The following is a 24590-nucleotide window of genomic DNA, read 5'->3' on the forward strand; positions in this document are numbered from 1 at the left end:
TGTGCTTGCGTCCTGGAGTTCCCGTTGAGTCTAGCACTCGCACTCAGCGAGTGCCAAAGCAAGAAAAGCACACAAAGGCCAGACTGGTGAGCATGATCAATCCAGAGAGAACCGAGCAGGACAAGACGATGGGCTGGTGGCGGGCGGCCTGCCTGCTTGCACGCGCAGACTGGACGCTGCTGGCGCAGGACGGCCGGTTCGCGGCGGCGGTGGCCGGGGCGCTGTTCATCCCGGCGCTGTACGCACTGATCTACCTGTCCAGCATGTGGGACCCGAGCACGCGCACGGGCGCCCTGCGCGCAGGCCTCGTCAACGAGGACACGGGCGTGGTCTTCCGCGGCCAAGCGACACACATGGGCGAGGACGTCAGCCAGACCCTGCTGCGCCAGGGCCTGTTCCAGTGGCAACGCTTCGATGACGCCGAGTCGGCCCGGCGCGCCGTGCGGCGGGGCGAGCTGAGTTTCGCGGTGCTGATCCCGCCCGATTTCAGCGCGCAGGCGGTGCCAGGCCGCGAAGCCGGCGCGGCCAAGCTGGTGATCTACACCTCCGAGGGCAACAGTTACAGCGGCGCCGGCTTCGCCAAGCGGTTTGCGCCGGAACTGGCGCACCGCGTCAACGAGGCCCTCAACGAACAACGCTGGGACCTGGTGCTGACCACGGCGCAGGGGTCGAAGCTGAACCTGGCGACCTTGCGTGACCGGGTCGCGCACCTCCATGACGGCAGCCGGCTGCTGACCGACGGCACCCACCAGGCACGGCAGGGTGCGGCCGAGCTGGCCCTGGGACTGGGCAAGGCGGGCGAGGCCGCGCAGCAGGTGCAGCGTGGAGCCACCCAGCTGGCCGATGCCGGCACCCAGTTCGCCGGCGGCTGGCGACAGCTCTCCTCGGGACTGCGTGCACTGGACAGCCACCGCCCGACGGACACGGACCTCGACCCGCTGAAGACCGGCGCGCAGCGTCTGGTACAGGGCCAGACCGAGCTGGGCAAAGGCCTGGACCAGCTCCACCAGGGCACCCGGCAGCTCCAGACCGGCACCCAGGCGCTGCAGCGCAGCGCACAGCCGATCCCGCTGATCGGCGACGGTCTGGCCGAGGGCGCACAGGCGATCGAGGACGGCATCGAACTGCTCGGCCTGGGTCTGGTGCAGGCCCGCGACAGCAACCAGCGGCTGGTCAGCGGGACGCAGCAGCTGCAGACCGGTATCCAGAGCGTGACCGGCAGCTTCCTGCAGTTCGGTGGCGCCGTGCACCAGATCACCGCCGCCCTGCCGGACGACAGCCGCGTCGATGCCCTGCCCCACGGCGCACAGCAGCTCGGCAGCGGCGCGCTGGCACTGGGCGACGGACTGCGCAAGCTGCAGGGCGGCCACACCCAGCTCCATGCCGGACTCACCCGCCTGGACTCCGGCAGTGCCCAGTTGCGCGACGGGCTGGCCCTGCTGGCCAGCGCCCTGCCCGGCGACATGCCGCTGCCCGAAGGCAGCGCACGCGGGCTGGCCGACTCGGTCGAACCGGTGCTGGAAATCGTCGCCCCCGTGGGCAACGACGGCGCGGGCGTCGCACCGAACTTCGTGCCGATGTCGCTGTGGGTCGGAGCGGTGACGGCGGCACTGCTGTTCAACCTGCGCCGCCTGCCCGATACCGCGGCCGGGCTGCGCCGTTCAGCCCAGGTCGCAGGCAAGCTGGTCTGGCCGTCCGCGGTGGTGCTGGGCCAGTCCGCGGTGATGGCCGCGATGATGATGGGGGTGCTGAACATCCGGGTGCATGACCTCGGCCCCTTCGTCATCACGGTGGCCGCGGCGTCGCTGACCTTCCTGCTCATCCTGTTCGCGCTGGTCCGCTGGTTCGGCGAGCTGGGCAAGGTGCTGGGCATCATCCTGCTGATCGTGCAGCTGTCGTCCGCCGGTGCGACCCTGCCGATCGAGCTGGCCACACCCTTCTTCCAGGCGCTGCACCCCTATCTGCCGTTCACCTGGGTCGTGCGGGCCTTCCGTGCCAGCATGTTCGGCGCCTATGACGGCCAATGGCTGGCCCACTGGGCGGTGGTGGCCGGCTGCGGTGGCGCAGCGCTGCTGGGGGCCACGCTGGCCGGGCGCTGGAAGATCATTCCGGCCGCTGATTACCACCCCGGCATCGAGATCGATTGACCGGACTGCCGCGGCTCAGGCCACGGTACCGGCCAGCGCGCGCAACTCGTCCACGTCGCGCACCTGCACCTGGTAGCCCCGCACCGACAGCACGCCGCGCAGCTCGAAGCTGCGCATCAGCCGCGACAGCGTCTCGGGTGACATGGCCAGCTGCTGGGCGATGTCGCGCTTGCGTTCCTGCAGACGCAGTTCGGCCTGGCCGCTGCGCTGCGGCAGGCGCTGCAGCAGCCACTGCGCCAGCCGGGCCGGCGCGTCGTTGTGCAGCAGGTTGCGCGAGGCCATCGTCATCTGCTGGACCTGCTGCGCCAGCGTCTCGCAGAACTGCTGGGCGAGCGTCGGATGGATCGACATCTGGTTGCGCACGGCGTCGAGTGGCAGATCGGCCACCACCACGTCCGACAGGGCCTGCGCTTCCATGGCATGGGGCTGGCCCAGCCAGGCGGCACTGACGTCCAGCCACGCCGGACCGGTCACGCTGCGCTCGGTGCGCAGGCTGCCGTCCGCAGCACGGGAGCCCAGCACCACATCACCGGACAGCAGCAGCACCAGCGCGTGTGCTGGCGCGCTGCGGTCCAGCACCGCGTCGCCTGCGGCCACCGTGCGGCGGTGCGCCAGACGCATCAGCAGGTCCACATCGGCGGGCGCCAGAATCGAGGCGGACAGCACCCGCAGCCAAGGCGCCGGATCAGCTGCAGCCGGAGGCGCACCGGCAAGGCGACGTCGGGGCCGGGGCCAGGGCCCCGCGAGAGGGGGGTACATCTCCATGGGCGGCAATCAGTGCAAGTCGAGATAAGCAGGGGGGAAAGAACCTGCTTGCACTGTCACCCAAGTCGCCCATTCGACTGTTGAGGCAAGTCAACACCGGCAGGCTCAATCGAGCCCGAGTTCCTGGATCTTGCGGGTGATCGTGTTGCGCCCGATGCCCAGCTTGTGCGCGGCCTCGATGCGCCGCCCCTTGGTGATGGCCAGTGCGGTCTGGATCAGGCGGCCCTCGAAGAGCCGGGTCAGGTCATCCCAGACCTGCGGATGCCCCTGCTCCAGCAGCACGCGGGCTTCTCGCTCCAGATCGTCAAGCCAGGTGTCCACTGGCACCACCGGCACCTCGCGCACAGGCGCCCCGCCCATGGGCAGACCGACACCCGCAGGCACCGCGGCCGACAGCGGCTGCCCGGCGGACGCCGACGGCAACACGGCAGCGACGGGCAAGGGCGCCGGGCGCTGCCCTGCCATGGCCAGGACATGCTCCTGGATCTCCGGCGGCAGGTCCTTGGGATCGATGGTCTGCGCCGGGGCCATCACGGTCAGCCAGTGGCAGAGGTTCTCCAGCTGCCGCACGTTACCGGGGAAGTCGAACAGCGCGATCTGCTGCAGCGCCAGGTCGGACAGGCGCTTGGACTCGACGCCCAGCTCCTTGGCACTGCGCTGCATGAAGTGCCGGGCCAGCGCCGGAATGTCCTCGCGCCGCTCGCGCAAGGCCGGCAGACGCAGGCGGATCACGTTGAGGCGGTGGAACAGGTCCTCGCGGAACGCGCCATCGCGCACCCGCGTCTCCAGGTTCTGGTGGGTCGCGGCGATGACCCGCACGTTCGACTTCAGCGGCTGGTGGCCACCGACGCGGTAGAACTGGCCGTCCGACAGCACCCGCAGCAGCCGGGTCTGCAAGTCGAAGGGCATGTCGCCGATCTCGTCGAGGAAGAGCGTGCCGCCCTCGGCCTGCTCGAAGCGGCCGCGGCGGGTGGCCTGCGCGCCGGTGAAGGCGCCGCGTTCATGGCCGAAAAGTTCGCTCTCCAGCAGGTCCTTCGGGATCGCCGCGGTGTTGATCGCGACGAACGGCCCGCCGGCGCGCAGGCTGTGCTTGTGCAGCGCCCGGGCCACCAGCTCCTTGCCCGACCCGGATTCACCCGTGATCAGCACCGTGACGTTGCTCTGGCTGAGCCGGCCGATGGCGCGGAAGACGTCCTGCATCGCCGGCGCCTGGCCGAGCATCTCGGGCACGTCGGCGGTGGCCTCGTCGACACTTTCCTCGCGCAGGCTTTCATCCACCGCGCGGCGGATCAGCGCCACCGCCTTGGGCAGGGCGAAGGGCTTGGGCAGGTACTCGAAGGCGCCGCTCTGGAAGGCCGAGACGGCACTGTCCAGGTCCGAATAGGCCGTCATGATGATGACCGGCAGCCCCGGGTACCTGGCCTTGACCTTGGCGAGCAGGTCGATGCCGGTCCCGCCGGGCATGCGGATGTCGCTCACCAGGACCTGCGGGGCATCGTCTTCCAGCGCCGTCAGCACGTCACGGGCATTGGTGAAGCTGCGCACCGGCAGGTCCTCGCGGGCCAGTGCCTTCTCCAGCACGAAGCGGATGGATTGGTCGTCGTCAACGATCCAGATGGGTTTCATGCGATGCCTGTCAGCCTGTCAGCAGGTCGGTCGGTGCCTCGACCCTGCTGGCGCAAGCGCCACAAGGATCAAGGCAGCGGAATCTGTATCTTGAACAGCGTGCACCCGGGTTCGCTCTCGCATTCGATCAGGCCATGGTGCTGCTGGATGAAGTCCTGTGCCAGCGTCAGTCCGAGGCCTGAACCGCCATCCCGGCCGGACACCAGCGGGAAGAAGATGCGATCACGGATCTCGGGCGGCACGCCGGGTCCGTTGTCTTCAATATGCAATTCCAGTGCCAGCCGGTAGCGCTGGCGCTCGATCGTCACCTGGCGGGCCGCACGGGTGCGCAGCACGATGCGGGCATCGCCATCGTCCTGTCGCCGGGTGGCCAGTGCCTGCGCCGCGTTGTGGACGATGTTGAGCACCGCCTGGATCAGCTGCTCGCCGTCGCCGCGGAACTCGGGCAGCGAGGTGTCGTAATCGCGCTGCACCACGAGTCCCTTGGGGAATTCGGCCAGGATCAGCGCACGCACCCGCTCCAGCACCTCGTGGATGTTGACGTCCGAGACCATGTGCGGCCGCCGGTGCGGCGCCAGCAGCCGGTCCACCAGCGCCTGCAGGCGGTCGGCCTCGTGGATGATGACCTGGGTGTACTCGCGCAGCGCCTTGCTCTCCAGGTCCATCTCCAGCAGCTGTGCCGCACCCCGGATGCCACCCAGCGGATTCTTGATCTCGTGGGCGAGGTTGCGGATCAGCTCCTTGGTGATGCGGGCCTGGTCGAGCGTGCGGGTCTCGCGGTCCTGGCGGGTCTGCTGCTCGATCTCGACCAGTTCCAGCAGCACCTGCTCGCCGTGGTCGATCTGGGTGACGATGGCGTGCACCGGCAGTGGCTCGGTGGACGCCGCGCCGGGGGGGCGGCGCAGCAGCGCCTCCAGCCGGGCCGTGGCAAATTCGTTGGCGACCACCGCATCGAACGTCACCTTCAGCGTGGCGGGATCGACGAACCAGTCGAACACCCGGCCACGCTGCAGTGCCCGCCGCGGCAGGCCGAGCACGCTCTCGAAGGCCGCATTCACATAGACGCAGCGGCCGTCGCGGCGCAGCACGGCCACCATCGTGGCCAGGTGGTCGAACGCATCGAAGGCGTGGGCATGGGTACGCGTCAGATTCATGGGGCGGGCAGCTTGGCAAGTTCGCGCTTGAGGGCGGCGATGTCGGCTTCCTTGCGGGCGATGGAGGCCTTCATCTCGGCCACACGCTCCTGGTAACGCGCGAAGTTGCGCTCGTCGCCGCGGCGCTCGGGCTCGCCCTGGTTGTAGTCCTTCTGCAGCGCGGCGAGGCGCTCCTCCTCCTTGCGCAGCTCGGCTTCGAGGATGCGCCGGGCGTCGCTGTCGCGGGCGCGCTGCTGGGCCGGATCGACCCGCATCTCGCCGCTGGCACGCGCTGCTGGCGCCGCACCGCTGGCCGGGCGAGCGGCTGCGCCCTCCCCGCCACCACCGCCGCCGCCACCACTGCTGGCGGGGCGCCGCACGGGCGACTGCACCACCGTCACCGGCGCACCATCCAGCGTCTTGCAGCCCAGTTCGGCCGCCTCCTTGGGGCTGTACTGGTCGGTGTAGAGGTTGCCGGGGCAGCGGTAGACCGGGCGCTCCTGGGCGCTGGCCGCAGTCGCACCAGCCACCAGGGCCATCGCCATCGTCGTGCGCAGGACGCGCGGAAGGAAGGTCGTGCTCATCGCGCCGCAGTATGGACCATAAAAAAGGCGACCCGCAGGCCGCCTTTCATGCACTCCGGCCTGATCAGTGACCAGACCCCGGGCACATCACAGGGTGTAGTACATGTCGAACTCGATCGGATGGGTCGTCATGCGCATGCGCTGGACTTCCTGCATCTTCAGATCGATGTACGCATCGATGTACGAGTCGGTGAACACGCCACCCTTGGTCAGGAACGCACGGCCCTTGTCCAGATACTCCAGCGCCTGTTCCAGCGACGAGCACACGGTCGGGATCAGCGCGTCTTCTTCCGGCGGCAGGTGGTACAGATCCTTCGTGGCGGCTTCGCCCGGGTGGATCTTGTTCTCGACGCCGTCCAGGCCGGCCATCAGCAGCGCGGCGAAGCCCAGGTACGGGTTCATCAGGGGATCCGGGAAACGCGCTTCGACGCGGCGGCCCTTCGGATTGGCGACGTACGGAATGCGGATCGAGGCCGAGCGGTTCTTGGCCGAGTAGGCCAGCTTCACCGGGGCTTCGTAGCCCGGGACCAGGCGCTTGTAGCTGTTGGTGCCGGGGTTGGTGATCGCGTTCAGCGCACGGGCGTGCTTGATGATGCCGCCGATGTAGTACAGCGCGAAGTCGCTCAGGCCGGCGTAGCCGTCACCGGCGAACAGGTTGACGCCATCCTTCCACACCGACTGGTGGACGTGCATGCCCGAACCGTTGTCGCCAACGATCGGCTTCGGCATGAACGTGGCGGTCTTGCCGTAGGCGCCCGCGACGTTGTGGATGATGTACTTCTGGAGCTGGACCCAGTCGGCGCGCTGGATCAGCGTGCTGAAACGGGTGCCGATTTCCATCTGGCCGGCGTTGGCCACTTCGTGGTGGTGCACTTCGACCGGGATGCCCATCGATTCGAGGATCAGGCACATCTCCGAGCGCATGTCCTGGCCCGAGTCGACCGGCGGCACGGGGAAGTAGCCACCCTTGACGGTCGGACGGAAGCCCTTGTTGCCGTGCTCGTAGTCCTTGCCGGTGTTCCAGGCGGCTTCTTCCGACTCGATCGAGCAGAACGAACCCGACATGTCGGCGCCCCAGCGCACGCTGTCGAACACGAAGAACTCGGGTTCCGGACCGAAGAAGGCGGTGTCGCCCAGGCCGGTCGACTTCATGTAGGCCTCGGCGCGCTTGGCCAGCGAGCGCGGGTCGCGCTCGTAGGCCTTGCCGTCGGCCGGATCGATGACGTCGCAGGTCAGGATCAGCGTGGTCTCTTCGAAGAACGGGTCGATGTTGGCCGTGTTGGCGTCGGGCATGAGCTGCATGTCCGAGGCTTCGATGCCCTTCCAACCCGCGATCGACGAGCCGTCGAATGCGTGACCCGACGTGAACTTGTCTTCATCGAAGTGGGAAACGGGCACCGAGACGTGCTGTTCCTTGCCACGGGTGTCGGTGAAACGGAAGTCGACGAACTTGACTTCGTTTTCCTTCACCATCTTCATCACGTCGGCGACGGTCTTGGCCATCAGAGGCTCCTAGCGAGATGGGAATTGCAATTGAATGAGGGGGTGTTTTCAGGTGCTCAGCCGGGCTGAGAACCGCTCGGGAATGTAGCAGAATCCATGCCCACTCCCTTTGACGGTGCGGCAGCTTTGCAAGCTGTTGCCGCATCGGATTCACCTGATGAAATTCGGCGCCACAGTGGCACCGCAGTGCAGCATATTTCTCGACATGCACCAATGATGTGCATCAACGCACCATTTCAGGGCCCAGTGGAATGTCCGGGGACTGCAAGCCCTGCAACAGGGCCGCATAGGCTTGCAGCAGCCCGGATCCGGGTCGCCCCTTGACCCCGAGTTCGATGTGCCGGCCATGCACCGGATGGTCGACGCTGGGCAGGCTGAACACCTTGATGCCATCGAACCGGGCCTCGATGTCGATCATCAGCGGCGTGAGGCTGGCCTCCATCGAGCCATAGACGATGACCGAGCGCTCTTCCTGTGCCCCTGCGCCATGCAGGTGGGCATAGCGGGTGTCGAGCAGCGCCTCGATCATCGGGTGTGCCATCACGGGAAAGCCGGGCACGAAATGCACGTCGCCGACCGAGAAGCCGGGGATCTTGTTGTACGGGTTCGGGATGATCTGCGCGCCGACCGGGAAGACGCCCATGTTCGTGCGGTGGATGGTGTCGGGGTGGTTCGGATCGTCGCTCCAGCCCTTCTCGATGGCCATCTGGCGCACGCGCTCCATGATGAGTTCGTAGGCTTCCGGGTGGAGCGCCAGCGGCACGCCGAGTGCTGCGGCCGCGCACTGGCGCGTGTGGTCGTCCGGGGTCGCGCCGATGCCGCCGCAGGAGAACACCACGTCGCCACTGGCAAAGGCCGTGCGCAGCGTGTCGGTGATGCGGCGCGGGTCGTCGCCGACGTAGGTGCACCAGGCCAGCGCCAGCCCGCGGGCCGACAGCAGTTCGATGACCTTGGCGAGGTGCTTGTCCTGGCGTTTGCCCGAGAGGATCTCGTCGCCGATGATGATGAGGCCGAAGTTCATGGGAGGGCGATGGGTGGGAAGGAATCGGGGCCGGAGCCGGTGGTCGGGCTGCCCGGCAAGGCAGGTGCGGCGGGTGCAGGCTGCACCACCGGCGGCAGCACCTCGACGGCCTGTTCACGGCGCAGCGCGTCCAGCGCGGCCAGGCTGTAATGCGTGAACCACAGCGCCGCCAGCACGAACACCAGCGTGTAGAGCCAGACGAACACCGGGATCAGCAGCGGCATCATCGGCAGCGCCAGCGCCCCCATCGCCCAGATCAGCGACGGCGCCGCGCCCAGGTAGCCCGAGACGACGCCGATCACCAGCAGCGGCGTGCGGTGGCGGCGCATGATGGCCAGGCGCTCCTCGTGGGTGGCATGGTCGGACAGCGCGTCGTAGACCATCACGCGGTAGGTCAGCCAGCCCCAGATGAGCGGCGGCACCAGCAGCGCCAGCGGCGGGATCACCCACAGCGGCAGGCTGACGACCATCACCACCAGCGCCAGCAGCGTCGAGCCCAGCGACCACCACAGCGCCTGCCACCAGCGCCCGCCGTGGCGGCGCTCCAGCGTCTCGAAGCGGCGGCGGGCCACCAGGGTGACCACGGTCGAGCCCATGAACGCCGACACCAGCAGCAGCGACGCCACGATCATCACCGGCACCGCCAGCACCACCACGACCAGCGGCCCGATCACGCTGCGGAAGACACCGCCGGTGAACTGGTCGATCCAGGCGGTGACGGGCGCCAGCAGCGGCGTGTCGAGCATGAACTGCCGCACGCCCTCGACCGCAGGATCCCAGAAGAACCACGCCAGCCCGAACGCGAGTCCGCCGAGCAGCAGCACCGGCAGCAGCGACAGGAAGATCACGCGCGGCAGCAGGCAGTAGCCCAGCGCGCGCCAGAAGGCATCAAGGACTTTGGACATGCCCACCAGCATACCGACTCGGCGCCGGACCTGCTGAAGGCCTGCTTCCGCTGCCGCTCAGGCGCGCCCGAGCAGCCGCAGCACGCCCAGCCGCTGCTGCGCCCAGAAACCGCGCCCGTAGTCGCGCCCGCCCTCTTCGGGCAGCTGGTCGCGGATGCCGGTGGCGGTATCACCCGGCCGGCCCTCGAAGCGCGCGGTGCCGAACAGCATGTCCCACACGGGCAGCAGCACCGAGAAGTTGTGTCCGCCCAGCGTGCCCTTGCCGCGGGACTCGTGGCCCAGCCCCAGGCTGTGGTGGATGCGGTGGAAGTGCGGGCTGACCAGCAGCCGCTCGCCGAGCCAGCCGAACCGCAGACGCACGTTGGCGTGCGACAGGTTCTCGACGAGCTGCGACAGCGCCACCACGGCGACGAACTGCCCCGGTGCCACACCGATCGCGTGGCCGATCTGCACGATGAGCACATCGACGATCAGCGAATCGAGCAGGTGGTTGCGGTTGTCGGTCCACATCGTCATCTGGCGCTGGCTGTGGTGCACGGCGTGCAGCGCCCACCACCACCCGAACTGGTGCTGACCGCGGTGGATGAGGTAGTTGACCAGATCGAACACCACCAGGTAGGCCAGAAAGGACGCCAGCGCCGTGTCGGTCATCCCCGGCCACAGTGGTGCGATCAGCGTGTCGAGCTGCCAGCCCGTCACGCCCTGCACCGCCAGCCAGCCCCACAGCGTCTCCCACAGCGGATCGACCGCGAAGAACAGCACCAGCCGGAACAGCCCGAGCTGGTGGACCAGTGTGTAGACCACGTCGGTGCGCACCGCCGCGCGGTCGGTGACGGCCTGGATCGGGCGCCAGCGCTGCAGCGACCCGAACACCCCCACGATGACGATCAACTGCAGCAGCCCGACCAGCAGCCAGCCGGTCGCGTTGTAGGCATCCACCAGGATGGAGGCACCACCCAGCCCGAACACCACCGGCTGCACGAGGGTTTCGAACAGCCACTGCTGGGTCAGCCCGAAGGCCTCGACAAGCGTGTCGATCACGGTCACGTTCATGGTCCAGACCGTGTCGGCGTGGTGCGCAGGGCGTCCCGGTACGTCGGGTGCTCGGCGAGCGTCGCGAAACAGTGGCCGCGCTGCTGGAGACCGGTGAGCAACGGCTCCAGCACGGCGGGTGCCCACGGGTCCTGGCGCGACCAGATGCCCAGGTGCGCCAGCAGGATGTCGCCGGGGCGGATGTCGCGCAGCGCCTTCTGCAGCAAGGTCGCGTTGGGGAACTTGTCGCTCGACAGCTCGTCGCCAAGAAACCCGGCCGGGCTCCACGGCACATGCGCCCAGCCGCACCGCGCCGCCGCCGCCAGCAGCGCGGGCGAGGTCTTGCCACCCGGCGCGCGGAACAGCGGCGCCATGCGCTGGCCGGTCATCTCGGTGAAGCGGGTGGCCGAGCGCTGCAGCTCGGCGCAGTAGGCCGCGGCGTCCATGCGCAGCGTGCGGTCGGCCTGCGGGCCGAAGGTCGGGCGCACGTCGAAGGCGCCATCGGCCCGGTCGGCACGCCAGTAGACGTGGTCGAAGGTGTGCGAGCCGAACAGGTGGCCCTCCGCCGCCCGCGCCTTCCACCAAGGCGCCCACTGCGCATCCAGGCTGCGGCCCTCGGTCTTCGTGCGCTCGCTGGCGAGGAAGAAGGTGGCCTGGACCTGCTGGCGCGCCAGCACCTCGGCCACCAGTGGCGCGACCCCCATGTGGCCGGTGTCGAAGGTCAGGAACAGCGGCTTCTCGCAGGACGCCGACTGCGCGCTGCCGGCGACCAGCACCAAGGCGACCGCCGCCAGTCCTTGCGTGAACGAGCGCTTCATCGAGTCCTCACAGCCGCCCGGCGTGCTCCAGCGTCCACACGCCGTGCGGCGACTTGCCGACGTTGATCTGGCGCACCACCTTCTTCTGCTCGGTGTCGATCACCGTCAGCTTGCCGGCCCAGCGCGAGGCCACAAAGATGAACTTGCGGTCGGGCGAGAGGTCCATGCAGTCCGGGCCGCTCGGCGCCGGGTAGTTGTCGACCACGGTGAGCGTCTGGGTGTCGATGCGGCTGATGGTGTTGGCCACGCGGTTGCTGACCAGCACATGCCGCTTGTCGCCCCAGGCGCGGAAGGCGTGGGCACCGGCGCCGGTCGGGATGCGCTTGACCAGCTTCGGCGGGTTGACGCTCACGTCATACGCCTCGACCACCGAGTCGCCGGTCAGCCCGACGAACAGCGTCTTGTCGTCGGCGCTCAGGAACACGTCGGCGGGCATCTTGCCGGAGGGCACCGTCCAGCGGGTGGTCTGGGTCGCCAGGTCAATCGACGTGATCTGGTCGTCGTCCTGGATGCTGCCGTAGACCACCGTGGACTTGGTGTCGATGATGACGTGGCTGGGCGTCTTGCCGGTGGCGGTGCGCTTGGCCAGGGCCAGCTCGAAACCGCCCGCCGCCGGGCGCGTGACGCGGTAGATGTCGATGTGGTTGAGCCGGTTGGCGGCCGTGACGAACCACTTCATGTCCGGCGAGAAGCGCAGCTGGTAGGGGTCGATGATGTCGGTCATCGTGCGCTGGATCTGGCCCGTGCGGGGATCGACCAGCGTGATGGTGTTGCCGACCGCGTTGGCCACCAGCAGCGACTTCTCGTCGGGCGAGAGGTAGAGGTGGTGCGGCTCCTTGCCGGTCGGCAGGCGGCGCAGTTCGGTCATCGTGACCGGATCGATCACGCTGATGGTGGCGTCCAGCGAGTTCAGGACAAAGATCGGCGGGCGGCCCGGCGCGCCAGGCGAGGAAGCGGCGGACTCAGCAGAGGCGGCAGGTGCCGAAGCCGCGTCAACAGCCGAAGCGGCCAGACTGGACGCGGGCGACGACGCAGGCACGGGTGCGGATCCGGCCGTGGACGGCGCTGCGACTCCGGGCACACGGGCATCGCAGGCGGCCACCAGCAGTGCGGCGGCGGAGGAGAACACACAGGAGCGACGCGAGATCATGCAGCGGGAGGTCCAGAACACGGTGCGGCAGTGTACTGGTGGCTCCCGTCACGCCGCGTGCCCCCGCGCCCCCCTGCATGATCGCCATCACATCAGGGGGAAATCGGTCGCAGTTCAGGCCACGCCGTTGGCCTTGAACCACGCCAGGCAGCGCGCCCAGCCGTCCTGCGCCGCCGCTTGGCGGTAGCTCGGACGGTAGTCGGCGTGGAAGGCGTGGGGCGCGTCCGGGTAGACCACGAACTCGGAACGCTTCGCGGCGGCACTGCCCGCGGCCAGCGCCACCTTCATCTTCTCGACCGTGTCCAGCGGGATGCCACCATCCTTCTCGCCGTACAGACCCAGCACCGCCCCCTTGAGGTCACCCGCCAGCTCCACCGGGTGCCGCGGCGTCAGCGCCGTCGCGTTGCCCACCAGCCGCCCGTACCACGCCACACCGGCCTTGATCGCCGGGTTGTGCGCCGCGTACAGCCACGTGATGCGGCCGCCCCAGCAGAAGCCGGTGATGCCCAGCCGCGCGGTGTCCCCGCCGTTGGCCGCTGCCCAGGCGACGGCGGCATCAAGGTCGCCCATGACCTGCGCGTCAGGCACCTTGCCGATGACCTCGCTCATGAGCTTGGCCATCTCGCCGTAGCTGCCCGCATCGCCCTGGCGCACGAACAGCTCGGGCGCGATCGCCAGGCAGCCCTGCCGGGCGAAGCGCTTGGCGACATCGGCGATGTGCTCGTGGACACCGAAGATCTCGCTGATCACCAGCACCACGGGCAGGTTCTTGCCCCCCGCCGGCGCCGCGCGGTAGGCCGGCATCTTGAAGCCGGCCACGTCGATCGTGACCTCGCCGACCACCAGTCCGTCGGATGGCGTGGTGATGACGTTCTGCGCCACGACCGGCAGCACCGCAGCGGCAAACCCGCTGCCGATGGCGGTCTGCACGAAGTTGCGCCGGGTGAAGTCCCGGGTGGGGGTGAGACTGTCGAACTCGGCGCGGTTCACGGGGTCGGTCATGGGGAAACTCCGTTGCAGGGGGAAGGCGCATTCTAGGAATGCGGGCGGTGGCGGGCGGTGCCCCGGACAAGCCCTCTGCCGGGACATGGACAATAGGGCCATGCCATTCCAGAACGCCTCCACCGTGACCTCCACTTCCACCGCCGGACCGTCCTGGCGCGGCGTGCTCGCGTCGATCGACATCGGCTCGAACAGCTTCCGCCTGGAGATCGGCCAGATCACCCGCGGCCGCTACCGCCGCATCGATTACCTCAAGGACACCGTGCGCCTGGGTGCAGGCCTTGATGCCGACGGCCTGCTGAGCGAGGAAGCCGCGCTGCGCGGACTCGCCTGTCTGGCACGCTTTCGCACCCGGCTGGCCGGCATCCCGGCGAAGCAGTTGCGCGCCGTGGCGACCCAGACCCTGCGCGAGGCCACCAACCGCAACGCGTTCCTGGCCCGGGCCAGTGAAACGCTAGGGCATCCTGTCGAGGTGATCTCCGGCCGGGAAGAGGCCCGGCTAATCTACAAGGGCGTGGCGCGGCTGCAGCCTTCGGACCGGCAGCGCCTGGTCGTGGACATCGGCGGACGTTCGACCGAGATGATCATCGGCGTCGGCGCCACGCCGCTGCAGGCCGAGTCCTTCCGCATCGGCAGCGTCAGCCTGTCGATGCAGTATTTCGCCGATGGCTGCTTCACCGCCGAACGATTCCAGGCCGCCCAGATCGCCGCCGGCGCCGAACTGGAAGAGGCACTGGCGCAGTTCTCCCACCAGCACTGGGTCGAGGCACTGGGCTCGTCGGGCACGGCCGGTGCGGTGTCCCAGTTGCTGGCCGCCAGCGGCATCACCGACGGCGCGATCACCCCCGAGGGCCTGCAATGGTGCATCCAGGAGTGCATCCGCGCCGGGCACCAGGACGCGCTGAAGCTGCCGGGCCTCAAGCCGGAACGCCGCGCGGTGCTCGGTGGCGGACTGGCCATCCTGAGCACGCTGGCGGCGCAGTTCGGCATCTCGGCACTGCAACCGGCACGCGGTGCGCTGCGCCAGGGCGTGATCTTCGACCTCGAAGAGCGCCTGGCCGCCGACCGCGACCCGACCCACCACGACCTGCGCGACGACACCGTGGTCGATCTGCAGCAGCGTTTCCGCATCGACGTGGCCCAGGCGCGGCGGGTGCAGGAGGTCGCTGGCCAGTTGCACCGGCAGGTGCAGCCCCGCGCCACGCTCGACCACCAGCGCGAACTCGGCTGGGCCGCCGCGCTGCACGAGATCGGCATGATGGTCTCGCACCACGACCACCACCGCCACAGCGCCTACCTGATCGGCCATGTGGACGCGCCCGGCTTCTCGCAGAACCAGCAGCGCCGGCTGGCCGATCTGGTGCTCGGCCACCGCGGCGGACTGCGCAAGATCGACGTGGCGCTGGCCGACCCCGTGCTGGCACAGCAGGTGCTGGCGCTGCGGCTGGCGGTGCTGCTCTGCCATGCCCGCAGCGCGCCCGAGCAACCGCTGCCGAGCCTGTCCACCGATGGTCGCCAGGTCCGCCTGGGCTTCACCGCGGACTGGGCCCGGGAACACCCCCGCACGCTGCACCTGCTGCAGGGCGAGGTGGAGGCGTGGGCCAAGGTCAGCGCCGTGCGCCTGCAGACCGTGCAAACCGGCTGAAACTTCCGATGCGGCCACCCGCCCGCTGTCACGAACTGGTCACGCAGCGGGCCTAGGATCGGGCCATGCCCGAAGCCTCCTCGACCCCGTCCGATCCGGTCACCCTGCTCAGCCGCGAGCGCGCGATCCTGGAATTCAACCGGCGCGTGCTGGCCCAAGCCCGGCGTGCGGACGTGCCGCTGCTGGAGCGGCTGCGCTACATCTGCATCGTCTCGTCGAACATGGACGAGTTCTTCGAGGTGCGCTTCTCGGACGCACTGGACGCCGCCCGCCTGCCCGACAGCGGCACGAGCCACAGCGATCTGGCCGTCGTCGCCGCCGACGCCCATGCGCTGATCGACGAGCAGTACCGCATCTTCAACGACGAGGTCATGCCCGCGCTGGCGGCCGAGCAGATCGTCATCGTCAACCACGCCGACCGCAACGCCGCCCAGCGGCAGTGGGTGTCCCAGTTCTTTCACCGGGAAGTGCAGCCGCTGCTGGTGCCGGTCGGGCTGGACCCGGCGCACCCCTTTCCGCAGGTCGCCAACAAGTCGCTGAACTTCATCGCGCAGCTCGGCGGCATCGACGCCTTCGGGCGCGAGAACACCATCGCCATCGTCAAGGTGCCGCGGGTGCTGCCGCGCGTGATCCGTCTGCCGGACCGGCTGTCCGACGGCAAGCAGGTCTTCGTGCTGCTGACCAGCGTGATCCGGGCGCACCTGGGCGAGCTGTTCCCCGAACGCGAGGTCGAGGCCTTCTCGCAGTTCCGCGTGACGCGCGACTCGGACATGGACGTCGACGAGGACGACGTCACCAACCTGCGCCAGGCCCTGCGCAGCGAGCTGACGACGCGCCACTATGGCCGCGCCGTGCGCATCGAGGTGGTCAACACCTGCCCGGCGCGCCTGTCGGACTTCCTGCTCACGCAGTTCGACCTGCCGGCGGCTGCGCTCTACCGCGTCAACGGCCCCGTGAACCTGGTGCGCATGAACACGCTCATCGACCGCGCCGACGCGCCGGCCCTGCGGTTCCCGCCCCACGAGCCCTCGTGGCCGACCGACCAGCTTCCGCTCGGCCGCCGTGTCATGGACTGCATGGCCGAGCGCGACATCCTGACCCACCAGCCCTTCGAGTCCTTCGACCCCGTGGTGCAGTTCCTGCGCGAGGCGGTCGAGGATCCGCAGGTGCTCGCCATCAAGCAGACCATCTACCGCACCGGCAGCGAGTCGGTGCTCATGGACCTGCTGATCGAGGCGGCGCGGCGCGGCAAGGAAGTGCTGGCCGTGGTGGAGCTGAAGGCCCGCTTCGACGAAGAGGCCAACATCAACTGGGCGGACCGGCTCGAAGCCGTGGGCGTGCAGGTGGTGTACGGCATCGTCGGGCTGAAGACCCACGCCAAGCTGCTGCTGGTCACGCGCAAGGAAGGCCGCCGGCTGGTGCGCTACGGCCACCTGTCCACCGGCAACTACAACTCGAAGACCGCGCGGCTCTACACCGACGTCGGCTTCCTCACGACCGACCCCGAGATCACCGCCGACGCCGACGCCGTGTTCCTGCACCTGGCCAGCCTGAACACGCTGCGCCCGACGAAGCAGCTCCTGGTGGCGCCGTTCACGCTGCAGTCCACGATGGTGACGCTGATCGAGCGGGTCGCGGCCGCGGCCCGGGCGGGGCAGCCGGCGCGCATCGTCTGCAAGTTCAACGCGCTCACCGATGCCACGCTGATCCGCGCGCTGATCGCCGCCGGTCAGGCCGGCGCGGAGATCGACCTGATCGTGCGCGGCGCCTGCGCGCTGCCGCCGGGCCTGCCCGGCCAGACCGACCACATCCGGGTGCGCTCGGTGGTCGGGCGTTTCCTGGAGCACACGCGGGTGCTGTACTTCCGCTGGGGCGCACAGGAAACGGACGAAGCCCTGTATTTCAGCAGCGCCGACTGGATGACGCGCAACATGCTGCGCCGCATCGAGATCGCCTGGCCGATCCGCGACGCCAGCCTGCGCCAGCGCGTGATCGACGAGTGCCTGGTCCCCTACCTGCGCGACGAACGCGATGCGTGGACGCTGGACAGCACGGGCCGCTACCAGCGTGTCGGCGAGACCGGGGTGAGCGCCCAGCAGGCGCTGGCGCAGCGCTACCAGCGCTGAAAACCCGCGGGGGGCGGGTGGACAAGGGTGACTAGAATCAGGGCCGCCAAGGAGCCCCGATGGACACCCAGACCACTGCCGACAAGGAAATCGACACCCGCGGGCTCAACTGCCCGCTGCCCATCCTGAAAGCCAAGAAAGCCCTGGCCGATCTGACCAGCGGCCAGGTGCTCAGGGTGCTGGCGACCGACCCGGGGTCACTGCGCGATTTCCAGGCCTTCGCGCGCCAGACCGGCCATGCCCTGCTCGGGCAGGAGACCCTGCCCGGCAACGAGTTCGTGCACCTGCTGCGCCGGCGCTGAGATCAGAACTCGAGTTCCTTGAGGTACTGGCGGAACGAGTCACGGAGTTCGGGATGCTTCAGGGCCAGCTCGACGTTGGCCTGCAGGAACCCTTCCTTGCTGCCACAGTCGTAGCGGCGGCCCTCGTAGCGGTAGGCAAACACCTTCTCGCGGCGCAGCAGCGCAGCGATGCCGTCGGTGAGCTGGATCTCGCCGCCCACACCGCGCGGCTGGGTGGCGATCTCGTGGAACACGCCCGGCGTCAGGATGTAGCGGCCGGCCACCCCCCAGCGCGACGGGGCATCTTCCGGCGACGGCTTCTCGACGATCTTGCTGACGTCCATCACGCGGTCGTTGACCAGCGTGCCGGCGACGATGCCGTAGCGCTTGGTGTGCTCTGCCGGCACTTCCTGCACGGCCAGGATCGAAGCACGCCACTCCTTGTACTGCTCGACCATCTGGGCCAGCACCGGCGGCTCGCCCATCATCAGGTCATCGGCCAGCAGCACGGCAAACGGCTCGTTGCCGATCAGCCGCTGTCCGCACAGCACCGCGTGGCCCAGGCCCAGCGCCTGCGCCTGGCGGACATAGATGCACTCCATGTCCTTGGGCTTGACGCTGCGCACGACGTTCAGCAGCTCGGTCTTGTTGGCGTTTTCCAGCGCCACTTCCAGCTCGAAGGTCATGTCGAAGTGGTCCTCGATCGGGCGCTTGTGGCGGCCGGTCACGAAGATCATTTCACGCACACCGGCGGCATAGGCTTCCTCGACCGCGTACTGGATCAGCGGCTTGTCGACCACCGGCATCATTTCCTTGGGCTGCGCCTTGGTGGCGGGCAGGAAACGCGTGCCCAGACCGGCAACGGGAAAGATGGCTTTCTTGATTTGCATGTGCGGAAGTACCCTGTGAAATGCAGTTGGAATGGAGTTGAAATGAAACCGGAATGAAACTGGAATGCAGTTGAAGTAACGCGCCAAGTCCTCTCTAAAGAACACCTAAACTGCGTCAACTGCTTCAATTCTGGCATGAGAACGTGACATTCCGGCGCGTGATCAGGGGGGGCTAAGCCAGAGCTCCACTGATTAACATCAGCCCTTGTTCATCTCTCACGAAATCATGGACCTGCTCGTTGCCGAACCCCTGGAAGCCGAGGTGCTGCAATGGCTGCAGACGCGCCATGCACTGCACTACGCCCCGCGGCTGCCCGAGGACCGCAAGCGCTTCGCCGAGGCGCTGGCACAGGCTCGCGCGGTGATCCTGCCAGCGCAGATTCCGGTCAACGCCCGGGTGCTGGCGCGTGCGCCCTTGCTGCGCGCCATCGGCCGGGTCGTGGGCGGTCAGGACAACATCGATCTGGACGCCTGCAACGGCGCCGGTGTCACCGTGCTGCGCAGTCCGGAAGCCAGCGCTCCGGCCGAAGCCGAGTTCATGCTCGGCGCGCTGCTGACCCTGCTGCGGCCGAATCCGCAGGCGCCACACCGGGTGGTCGGCCGGGAGCTGGCCCACTGCACCGTCGGTCTGGTCGGCATGGACGCCGGCGCCCGCCGCCTCGCCACCGTGCTGCAGGCGCTCGGCACGCAGGTGCGCGGCTACGACCCGGCCCTGCACGCCAACAGCGCGCACTGGAGCCGCTGGGGCGTGCAGCCGGTCAGCCTGCGCGAGCTGTTCGAGCAGTCGGACGCGGTGTGCGTGCAGCTGCCGCTCTACAGCCGCTATGTCGGGCTGCTCGGGGACCGCATCCTGCCGTGGTGCAAGCCGGGGCAGGTGCTGGTGAGCGTGGCACCGATCGAGCTGTTCGACGAGGCGGTGCTGGCCGACATGCTCAACAGCGGCCGGCTGGCTGCGGCCTGGCTGGACAGCGTCGCCCCCGGACCGCTCGCCCCCGGACAGCCGCTGCACGGGGCCGCGGGCCTGCAGACCACCCCCCGGCTGGCGGCCTACACCCGCGAGGCCCGCCTGCGCAGTGCCTGGGGCGTGGCACGGCAGCTGCACGACGTGCTGCGCCGCACACCGGCCACGGTGCGACCGGGTGCACGGCCGGGCGCAACCACCCCGCCGGTGCTGCGCGACTGGATCAGCCCAGGCGCGCCAGCTGCGTCTGCAGCTTCGCCAGCGTCTCGCTGAACGAGGCGATCCGCGCCCGTTCCTGCTCGACCACCGCGGCCGGCGCGCGGGCCACGAAGCTCTCGTTGGAGAGCTTGGCCGTCGCCTTGGCGATCTCGCCGGTCAGGCGGGCGACTTCCTTGCCCAGGCGCTCGCGCTCGGCAGCCACGTCGATCTCGACCTTCAGCGCCAGCCGCGCCGCGCCCTGCACCGCCACCGGCGCCATCTCGGTTGCGGCGGCGAACACCGCCTCGTCGGTGATCACCTGCACCTCGCCCAGCTTGGCGAGTGCGCGGATCACGGGCGCGGCCGAACCGATGAAGTCCGCATCGCCGAAGGTCAGCAGCGGCACCCGCTCGGCCGGCGACAAGCCCATCTCGCTGCGCAGCGCGCGCACGACGCCGACCAGATCCTTCAGCCGCGCCACCCAGGCATCGGCCACCGGATCGACCTTGGCCAGCAGCGCCACCGGGTAGGCCACCGTCGCCACCGTCTCGGTGGAGTCCGCCGTCTTGCGTCCGGCCACCACCGCCACCGTGTTCCACAGCTCGGCCGTGATGAAGGGCGCCACCGGGTGCAGCAGGCGCAGCGTCGTCTCCAGCACGCGGATCAGCGTGCGGCGCGTGGCGCGGGCGGCGGCCTCGTCACCGGCATCCTTGGCGACCTGGAGCTGGACCTTGGCGATCTCCAGGTACCAGTCGCAGTACTCGTCCCAGACGAACTGGTAGATGGCGTTGGCGACGTTGTCGAGGCGGTAATCGGCGAAGCCGCGGGCCACCGTGTCCTCGACGCGCTGCAGTTCCCCCGTGATCCAGCGGTCGGCCGGGCTGAAGCGCAGGTAGCCGCCCACGGCGCATTCTTCGGCCGTGTGGTCCTTCAGACCGCAGTCCTGGCCCTCGGTGTTCATCAGCACGAAGCGGGTCGCGTTCCACAGCTTGTTGCAGAAGTTGCGATAACCCTCGCAGCGCTTGGAGTCGAAATTGACGCTTCTGCCCAACGTCGCCATCGCCGCGAAGGTGAAACGCAGCGCATCGGCGCCATACGCGGGAATGCCGTCCGGGAATTCCTTCTCGGTGGCCTTGCGCACCTTGGGCGCGGTTTCCGGCTTGCGCAGGCCTTGGGTGCGCTTGTCGAGCAGCGGCGCCAGTTCGATGCCGTCGATCAGGTCCACCGGGTCGAGCACGTTGCCCTCGGACTTGGACATCTTCTTGCCTTGCGCATCGAGCACGAGGCCGTGGATGTAGACGTGCTTGAACGGCACCTGGCCGGTGAAGTGCTTGGTCATCATGATCATCCGGGCGACCCAGAAGAAGATGATGTCGTAGCCGGTCACCAGCACTGAACTCGGCAGGAAGAGATCCTGCTCGATGGTCTTCTCGGGCCAGCCGAGCGTCGAGAACGGCACCAGCGCCGACGAGTACCAGGTGTCGAGCACGTCCTCGTCGCGGGTCAGCGCGCCGGTGTAGCCGGCGGCCGTCGCCTTCTCGCGGGCTTCGTCCTCGCTGCGGGCGACGAAGAGCTGGCCGTCGGTGCCGTACCACGCCGGGATCTGGTGGCCCCACCAGAGCTGGCGCGAGATGCACCAGTCCTGGATGTTCTTCATCCACTGGTTGTAGGTGTTGACCCACTGCTCGGGCACGAACTTCACGTCGCCCGAGTCCACCGCCTCGATGGCTTCCTCGGCGATGGACTTGCCGTTGGCGCCGGCCTTGGTCATCGCGACGAACCACTGGTCGGTCAGCATCGGCTCGATCACCTGCCCGGTGCGGGCGCAGCGCGGCACCATCAGCTTGTGCTTCTTCACCTCGACCAGCAGCCCCTCGGCCTCGAAGCGGGCCACGAGTTGCTTGCGGGCGACGAAGCGGTCCACGCCGACGTACTCGGCGGGGATGTCGGTGGCTTCATGGGCGCTGACCTTGGCTTCCAGGTCGAAGATCGTCAGCATCGGCAGCTTGTGGCGCAGGCCGACCTGGTAGTCGTTCTGGTCGTGCGCGGGCGTGACCTTGACGACGCCGGTGCCGAAGGTCTTGTCCACGTAGTCATCGGCGATCACCGGCACGAGGCGGCCCGTGACCGGCAGGCGCACCTGCTTGCCGATCAGGTGGGTGTAGCGCTCGTCTTCCGGGTGGACCATCACGGCGGTGTCGCCGAGCATGGTTTCCGGCCGCGTCGTCGCGACCACCAGCGACTCGTCCGAGCCATCGACGGGATAGCGGATGTGCCACAGCGAGCCGTCTTCCTCCTCGCTCTCGACTTCCAGATCGGACACCGCCGATTTCAGGATCGGATCCCAGCTCACCAGCCGCTTGCCGCGGTAGATCAGCCCTTCGTCGAACAGGCGCACGAAGGTCTCGGTCACGACCTTGGACAGTTTGTCGTCCATCGTGAAGTACTCGTGGCCCCACGACACCGAGTCACCCATGCGGCGCATCTGCTGCGTGATCGTGGCGCCGGACTGCTGCTTCCACTCCCAGACCTTGGCGACGAAGTTCTTGCGGCCCAGGTCATGGCGGCTGACGCCCTGCCCCTGCAGCTGGCGCTCCACGACGATCTGCGTGGCGATACCCGCGTGGTCGGTGCCGGGCACCCACAGCGTGTTGTCGCCCGACATGCGGTGGTAGCGCGTCAGCGAGTCCATGATGGTCTGGTTGAACGCGTGGCCCATGTGCAGCGTGCCGGTCACGTTCGGCGGCGGCAGCTGGACGCAGAAACTCGGCTTCGTCGGGTCCAGCGTCGGGGCGTAGACCCCGCTGGCCTCCCACTGCGGCGCCCACCGGGCTTCGATCGGAGCGGGCTCAAAGGACTTGGAGAGGGCGTTCAGGGCGTCGGTCATGGCTGTTGTGGTGGTCTCGCGGACAAGGGCGTCATTCTATGAACTGTGGCTGCGCCGGCCCGATGCAAAATCCGGGCGGCCTCCGAATGAACAATCCCGACGTGCCAGCCACTGGCCGATCGACCACCCCGAAAAGGAACACTCCATGACCACCCAGACCATCCAGACCGTCGGCATCATCGGCGCCGGCACCATGGGCAACGGCATCGCGCAGGTCTGCGCACAGTCCGGCATCAACGTCGTGATGGTCGACATCAGCGACGCCGCGGTCAGCAAGGGCCTGGCCGCCATCGCCGGCAGCTTTGATCGCCTGATCAAGAAGGACAAGCTCACCGCCGAGCAGAAGGCCGCCGCCCTCGCCCGCATCACCACCTCGACCGACTACGCCGCGCTGAACGCCGCCCAGTTCGTCATCGAGGCTGCCACCGAGAACGAGGCGCTGAAGATCAAGATCCTCGGCCAGCTCGACGCGCAGCTCGCCCCCGAGGTCATCGTCGCCACCAACACGAGTTCCATCTCGATCACCCAGCTCGCCGCGACCACGAAGCGCGCCGACCGCTTCATCGGCATGCACTTCTTCAACCCGGTGCCGATGATGGCGCTGGTCGAGATCATCCGCGGCCTGCAGACCTCGGATGCGACCCACGACGCTGTCAAGGACCTGGCCGTGCGCCTGGGCAAATCGCCGATCACGGTCAAGAACGCGCCCGGCTTCGTCGTCAACCGCATCCTGGTGCCGATGATCAACGAGGCCTTCTTCGTGCTGTCGGAAGGGCTGGCGACGCCGGAAGACATCGACGCCGGCATGAAGCTCGGCTGCAACCAGCCCATCGGCCCGCTGGCGCTGGCGGACATGATCGGCCTGGACGTCTGTCTGGCGGTGATGGAGGTCTACCTGAACCAGTTCGGCGACTCGAAGTACCGCCCCTGCCCGCTGCTGAAGGAATACGTGGCGGCCGGCTACCTCGGCCGCAAGAGCGGGCGTGGTGTCTACGCCTACTGATCCGGGCCTGGTGACGTCGTCTGCCGCCGTTGCCCTGCTGAATCCGGTCGCCGACGCGGGCCGGGCGGCCGAACTGCGTCGCCCGGTCGCGGCCTGGCTGTCGCGCCACGCACCAGGCGTGTCGCTGCTGGTGCCGGACTCCATTCTCGAAGCCCGGGCCATGCTCACCATCCTCGCGCCGCGCACGCGGGTGGTGCTGATCGGCGGGGATGGCACCGTGAGTGCCATGCTGCCGGCGCTGCTCAAGGGCGGGCTGAAGGTCGGCCTCGTGCCGGCTGGCCGGCACAACCTGCTGGCACGCACGCTCGGGCTGGACGAGCTGACCTGGTCGCAGGCGCTGGTGTTCGCGCTGCGCTCGCCGACCGGACCGGTGGATGTCGGGCTGCTGGACACCGGGGAGACGGTCACCCACTTCATCTCCCAGGTGCGGGTCGACCGGGCTGGCGGGCTCGGCCGCTGGGGAACGGCCGGGTGGTCGGTGTGGGCAGACGACCAGCGGTTGCCCACAGGCACGGCACGGCGGGTCCTGCTCTGCAACGCGCTGCCGCAATGGAGTACCCCCGAAGGCCTGCCGGTGCAGCTCAACGACGGACAGTTCGACGCCGTGGTCGTCGGTGGCGCAGGCCGCTGGCTGCGCTGGCTGCGGCCCTTGCGACCGCTCGGCCTGCCGTCGGCCGCGGCACCGATGCCCCACTGCCAGGGGCGCCTGCTCCGGGTCGAGAGCGACCGGTCGCTGTCGCTGCGTGTCGATGGAGATCTGCTGGCCGCGAGCCTGCGCGTGCAGATCGAACTGCTGCCGCGGGCCCTGGATCTGGCAGGCTCGCATGTGGCGATCCTGGATCCGCACCGGTTCGTGGACACGACCTGGTGACGCCGGACACCTCGCCGGGCGACAAAGGCGCGACACACCCTA

The 24590-nt window shown here is 68.6% G+C and carries 20 protein-coding genes; 7 read left to right on the forward strand and 13 right to left on the reverse strand.

Translation table 11 applies throughout. The annotated features are described in order from the left end of the window. The first annotated feature begins 92 nt into the window (after nt 1–92). Nucleotides 93–2147 carry a YhgE/Pip domain-containing protein gene (locus tag BDD16_RS05070; protein WP_179632942.1) on the forward strand — a complete coding sequence of 685 codons (2055 nt, stop codon included), beginning with the start codon at nt 93–95 and terminating at the stop codon, nt 2145–2147. Nucleotides 2148–2162: 15 nt separating this feature from the next. On the opposite strand, the gene BDD16_RS05075 is transcribed toward BDD16_RS05070, so the two are convergent. The 11 genes from BDD16_RS05075 to BDD16_RS05125 all read right to left on the reverse strand — a co-directional run bounded on the left by BDD16_RS05075 (nt 2163) and on the right by BDD16_RS05125 (nt 13686). After that, nucleotides 2163–2813 carry a Crp/Fnr family transcriptional regulator gene (locus tag BDD16_RS05075; RefSeq protein ID WP_310732805.1) on the reverse strand — a complete coding sequence of 217 codons (651 nt, stop codon included), beginning with the start codon at nt 2811–2813 and terminating at the stop codon, nt 2163–2165. A 204-nt stretch (nt 2814–3017) separates the two neighbouring features. Next, nucleotides 3018–4538, reverse strand: a complete 1521-nt coding sequence (gene ntrC, locus BDD16_RS05080; protein WP_179632943.1) for a nitrogen regulation protein NR(I) — start codon at nt 4536–4538, stop codon at nt 3018–3020. Nucleotides 4539–4606: 68 nt separating this feature from the next. After that, on the reverse strand, nt 4607–5692 hold the full coding sequence (gene glnL, locus BDD16_RS05085; RefSeq protein ID WP_179632944.1) for a nitrogen regulation protein NR(II): 1086 nt from the start codon (nt 5690–5692) through the stop codon (nt 4607–4609). Beyond that, entirely contained in the window at nt 5689–6255 is a 567-nt protein-coding gene (locus tag BDD16_RS05090; protein ID WP_375139064.1) for a hypothetical protein, read from the reverse strand. Before BDD16_RS05090 ends, glnL begins: the two co-directional genes overlap by 4 nt. Nucleotides 6256–6342: 87 nt before the next feature. Continuing rightward, on the reverse strand, nt 6343–7758 hold the full coding sequence (gene glnA, locus BDD16_RS05095; RefSeq protein WP_179632945.1) for a type I glutamate--ammonia ligase: 1416 nt from the start codon (nt 7756–7758) through the stop codon (nt 6343–6345). Nucleotides 7759–7981: 223 nt separating this feature from the next. Further along, the gene (locus BDD16_RS05100; RefSeq protein WP_179632946.1) at nt 7982–8779 is read right to left on the reverse strand and encodes a competence/damage-inducible protein A; all 798 of its coding nucleotides are present in this window, start codon (nt 8777–8779) and stop codon (nt 7982–7984) included. Further along, entirely contained in the window at nt 8776–9684 is a 909-nt protein-coding gene (locus BDD16_RS05105) for an EI24 domain-containing protein (RefSeq protein WP_246332472.1), read from the reverse strand. Before BDD16_RS05105 ends, BDD16_RS05100 begins: the two co-directional genes overlap by 4 nt. 57 nt (nt 9685–9741) lie before the next feature. After that, nucleotides 9742–10722, reverse strand: coding sequence for a sterol desaturase family protein (locus BDD16_RS05110; protein ID WP_179636008.1), 981 nt, complete (start codon nt 10720–10722; stop codon nt 9742–9744). Nucleotides 10723–10733: 11 nt separating this feature from the next. Continuing rightward, the gene (locus BDD16_RS05115; protein WP_179632948.1) at nt 10734–11534 is read right to left on the reverse strand and encodes a polysaccharide deacetylase family protein; all 801 of its coding nucleotides are present in this window, start codon (nt 11532–11534) and stop codon (nt 10734–10736) included. 7 nt (nt 11535–11541) lie between these two features. Next, entirely contained in the window at nt 11542–12705 is a 1164-nt protein-coding gene (locus tag BDD16_RS05120) for a YVTN family beta-propeller repeat protein (protein ID WP_310732806.1), read from the reverse strand. Nucleotides 12706–12798: 93 nt separating this feature from the next. Then, the gene (locus tag BDD16_RS05125) at nt 12799–13686 is read right to left on the reverse strand and encodes a dienelactone hydrolase family protein (protein WP_179632949.1); all 888 of its coding nucleotides are present in this window, start codon (nt 13684–13686) and stop codon (nt 12799–12801) included. 100 nt (nt 13687–13786) lie between these two features. On the opposite strand from BDD16_RS05125, the gene BDD16_RS05130 reads away from it, so the two are divergent. From BDD16_RS05130 to BDD16_RS05140, 3 genes are all read left to right on the forward strand, one after another. After that, entirely contained in the window at nt 13787–15331 is a 1545-nt protein-coding gene (locus BDD16_RS05130; protein WP_179632950.1) for a Ppx/GppA phosphatase family protein, read from the forward strand. A 65-nt stretch (nt 15332–15396) separates the two neighbouring features. Further along, entirely contained in the window at nt 15397–17457 is a 2061-nt protein-coding gene (gene ppk1 / locus BDD16_RS05135; protein ID WP_179632951.1) for a polyphosphate kinase 1, read from the forward strand. 59 nt (nt 17458–17516) lie between these two features. Beyond that, complete coding sequence (locus BDD16_RS05140; RefSeq protein WP_179632952.1) at nt 17517–17759, forward strand: sulfurtransferase TusA family protein; 243 nt, start codon at nt 17517–17519, stop codon at nt 17757–17759. A gap of 2 nt (nt 17760–17761) precedes the next feature. Here the strand turns inward: BDD16_RS05140 and galU are convergent, their stop codons facing one another. Beyond that, on the reverse strand, nt 17762–18628 hold the full coding sequence (gene galU / locus BDD16_RS05145) for a UTP--glucose-1-phosphate uridylyltransferase GalU (RefSeq protein ID WP_179632953.1): 867 nt from the start codon (nt 18626–18628) through the stop codon (nt 17762–17764). Between the two features lie 226 nt (nt 18629–18854). Between galU and BDD16_RS05150 the strand changes: the two genes are divergently transcribed. Next, nucleotides 18855–19862, forward strand: a complete 1008-nt coding sequence (locus BDD16_RS05150; protein WP_179632954.1) for an NAD(P)-dependent oxidoreductase — start codon at nt 18855–18857, stop codon at nt 19860–19862. Here the strand turns inward: BDD16_RS05150 and BDD16_RS05155 are convergent. Beyond that, complete coding sequence (locus BDD16_RS05155) at nt 19813–22674, reverse strand: valine--tRNA ligase (RefSeq protein ID WP_179632955.1); 2862 nt, start codon at nt 22672–22674, stop codon at nt 19813–19815. The genes BDD16_RS05150 and BDD16_RS05155 overlap by 50 nt on opposite strands. Here BDD16_RS05155 and BDD16_RS05160 point away from each other — a divergent pair. After that, nucleotides 22673–23677: a 3-hydroxybutyryl-CoA dehydrogenase gene (locus BDD16_RS05160; RefSeq protein ID WP_179632956.1), complete on the forward strand. Its 1005-nt coding sequence runs from the start codon at nt 22673–22675 to the stop codon at nt 23675–23677. The two genes, BDD16_RS05155 and BDD16_RS05160, sit on opposite strands and share 2 nt — an antisense overlap. Continuing rightward, entirely contained in the window at nt 23661–24548 is an 888-nt protein-coding gene (locus BDD16_RS05165) for a diacylglycerol/lipid kinase family protein (RefSeq protein ID WP_218897701.1), read from the forward strand. The genes BDD16_RS05160 and BDD16_RS05165 overlap by 17 nt, the downstream gene beginning before the upstream one ends. Nucleotides 24549–24590: the final 42 nt, after the last annotated feature.

This window comes from Sphaerotilus montanus (genome assembly GCF_013410775.1).
Classification (GTDB): Bacteria; Pseudomonadota; Gammaproteobacteria; order Burkholderiales; family Burkholderiaceae_C; genus Sphaerotilus; species Sphaerotilus montanus.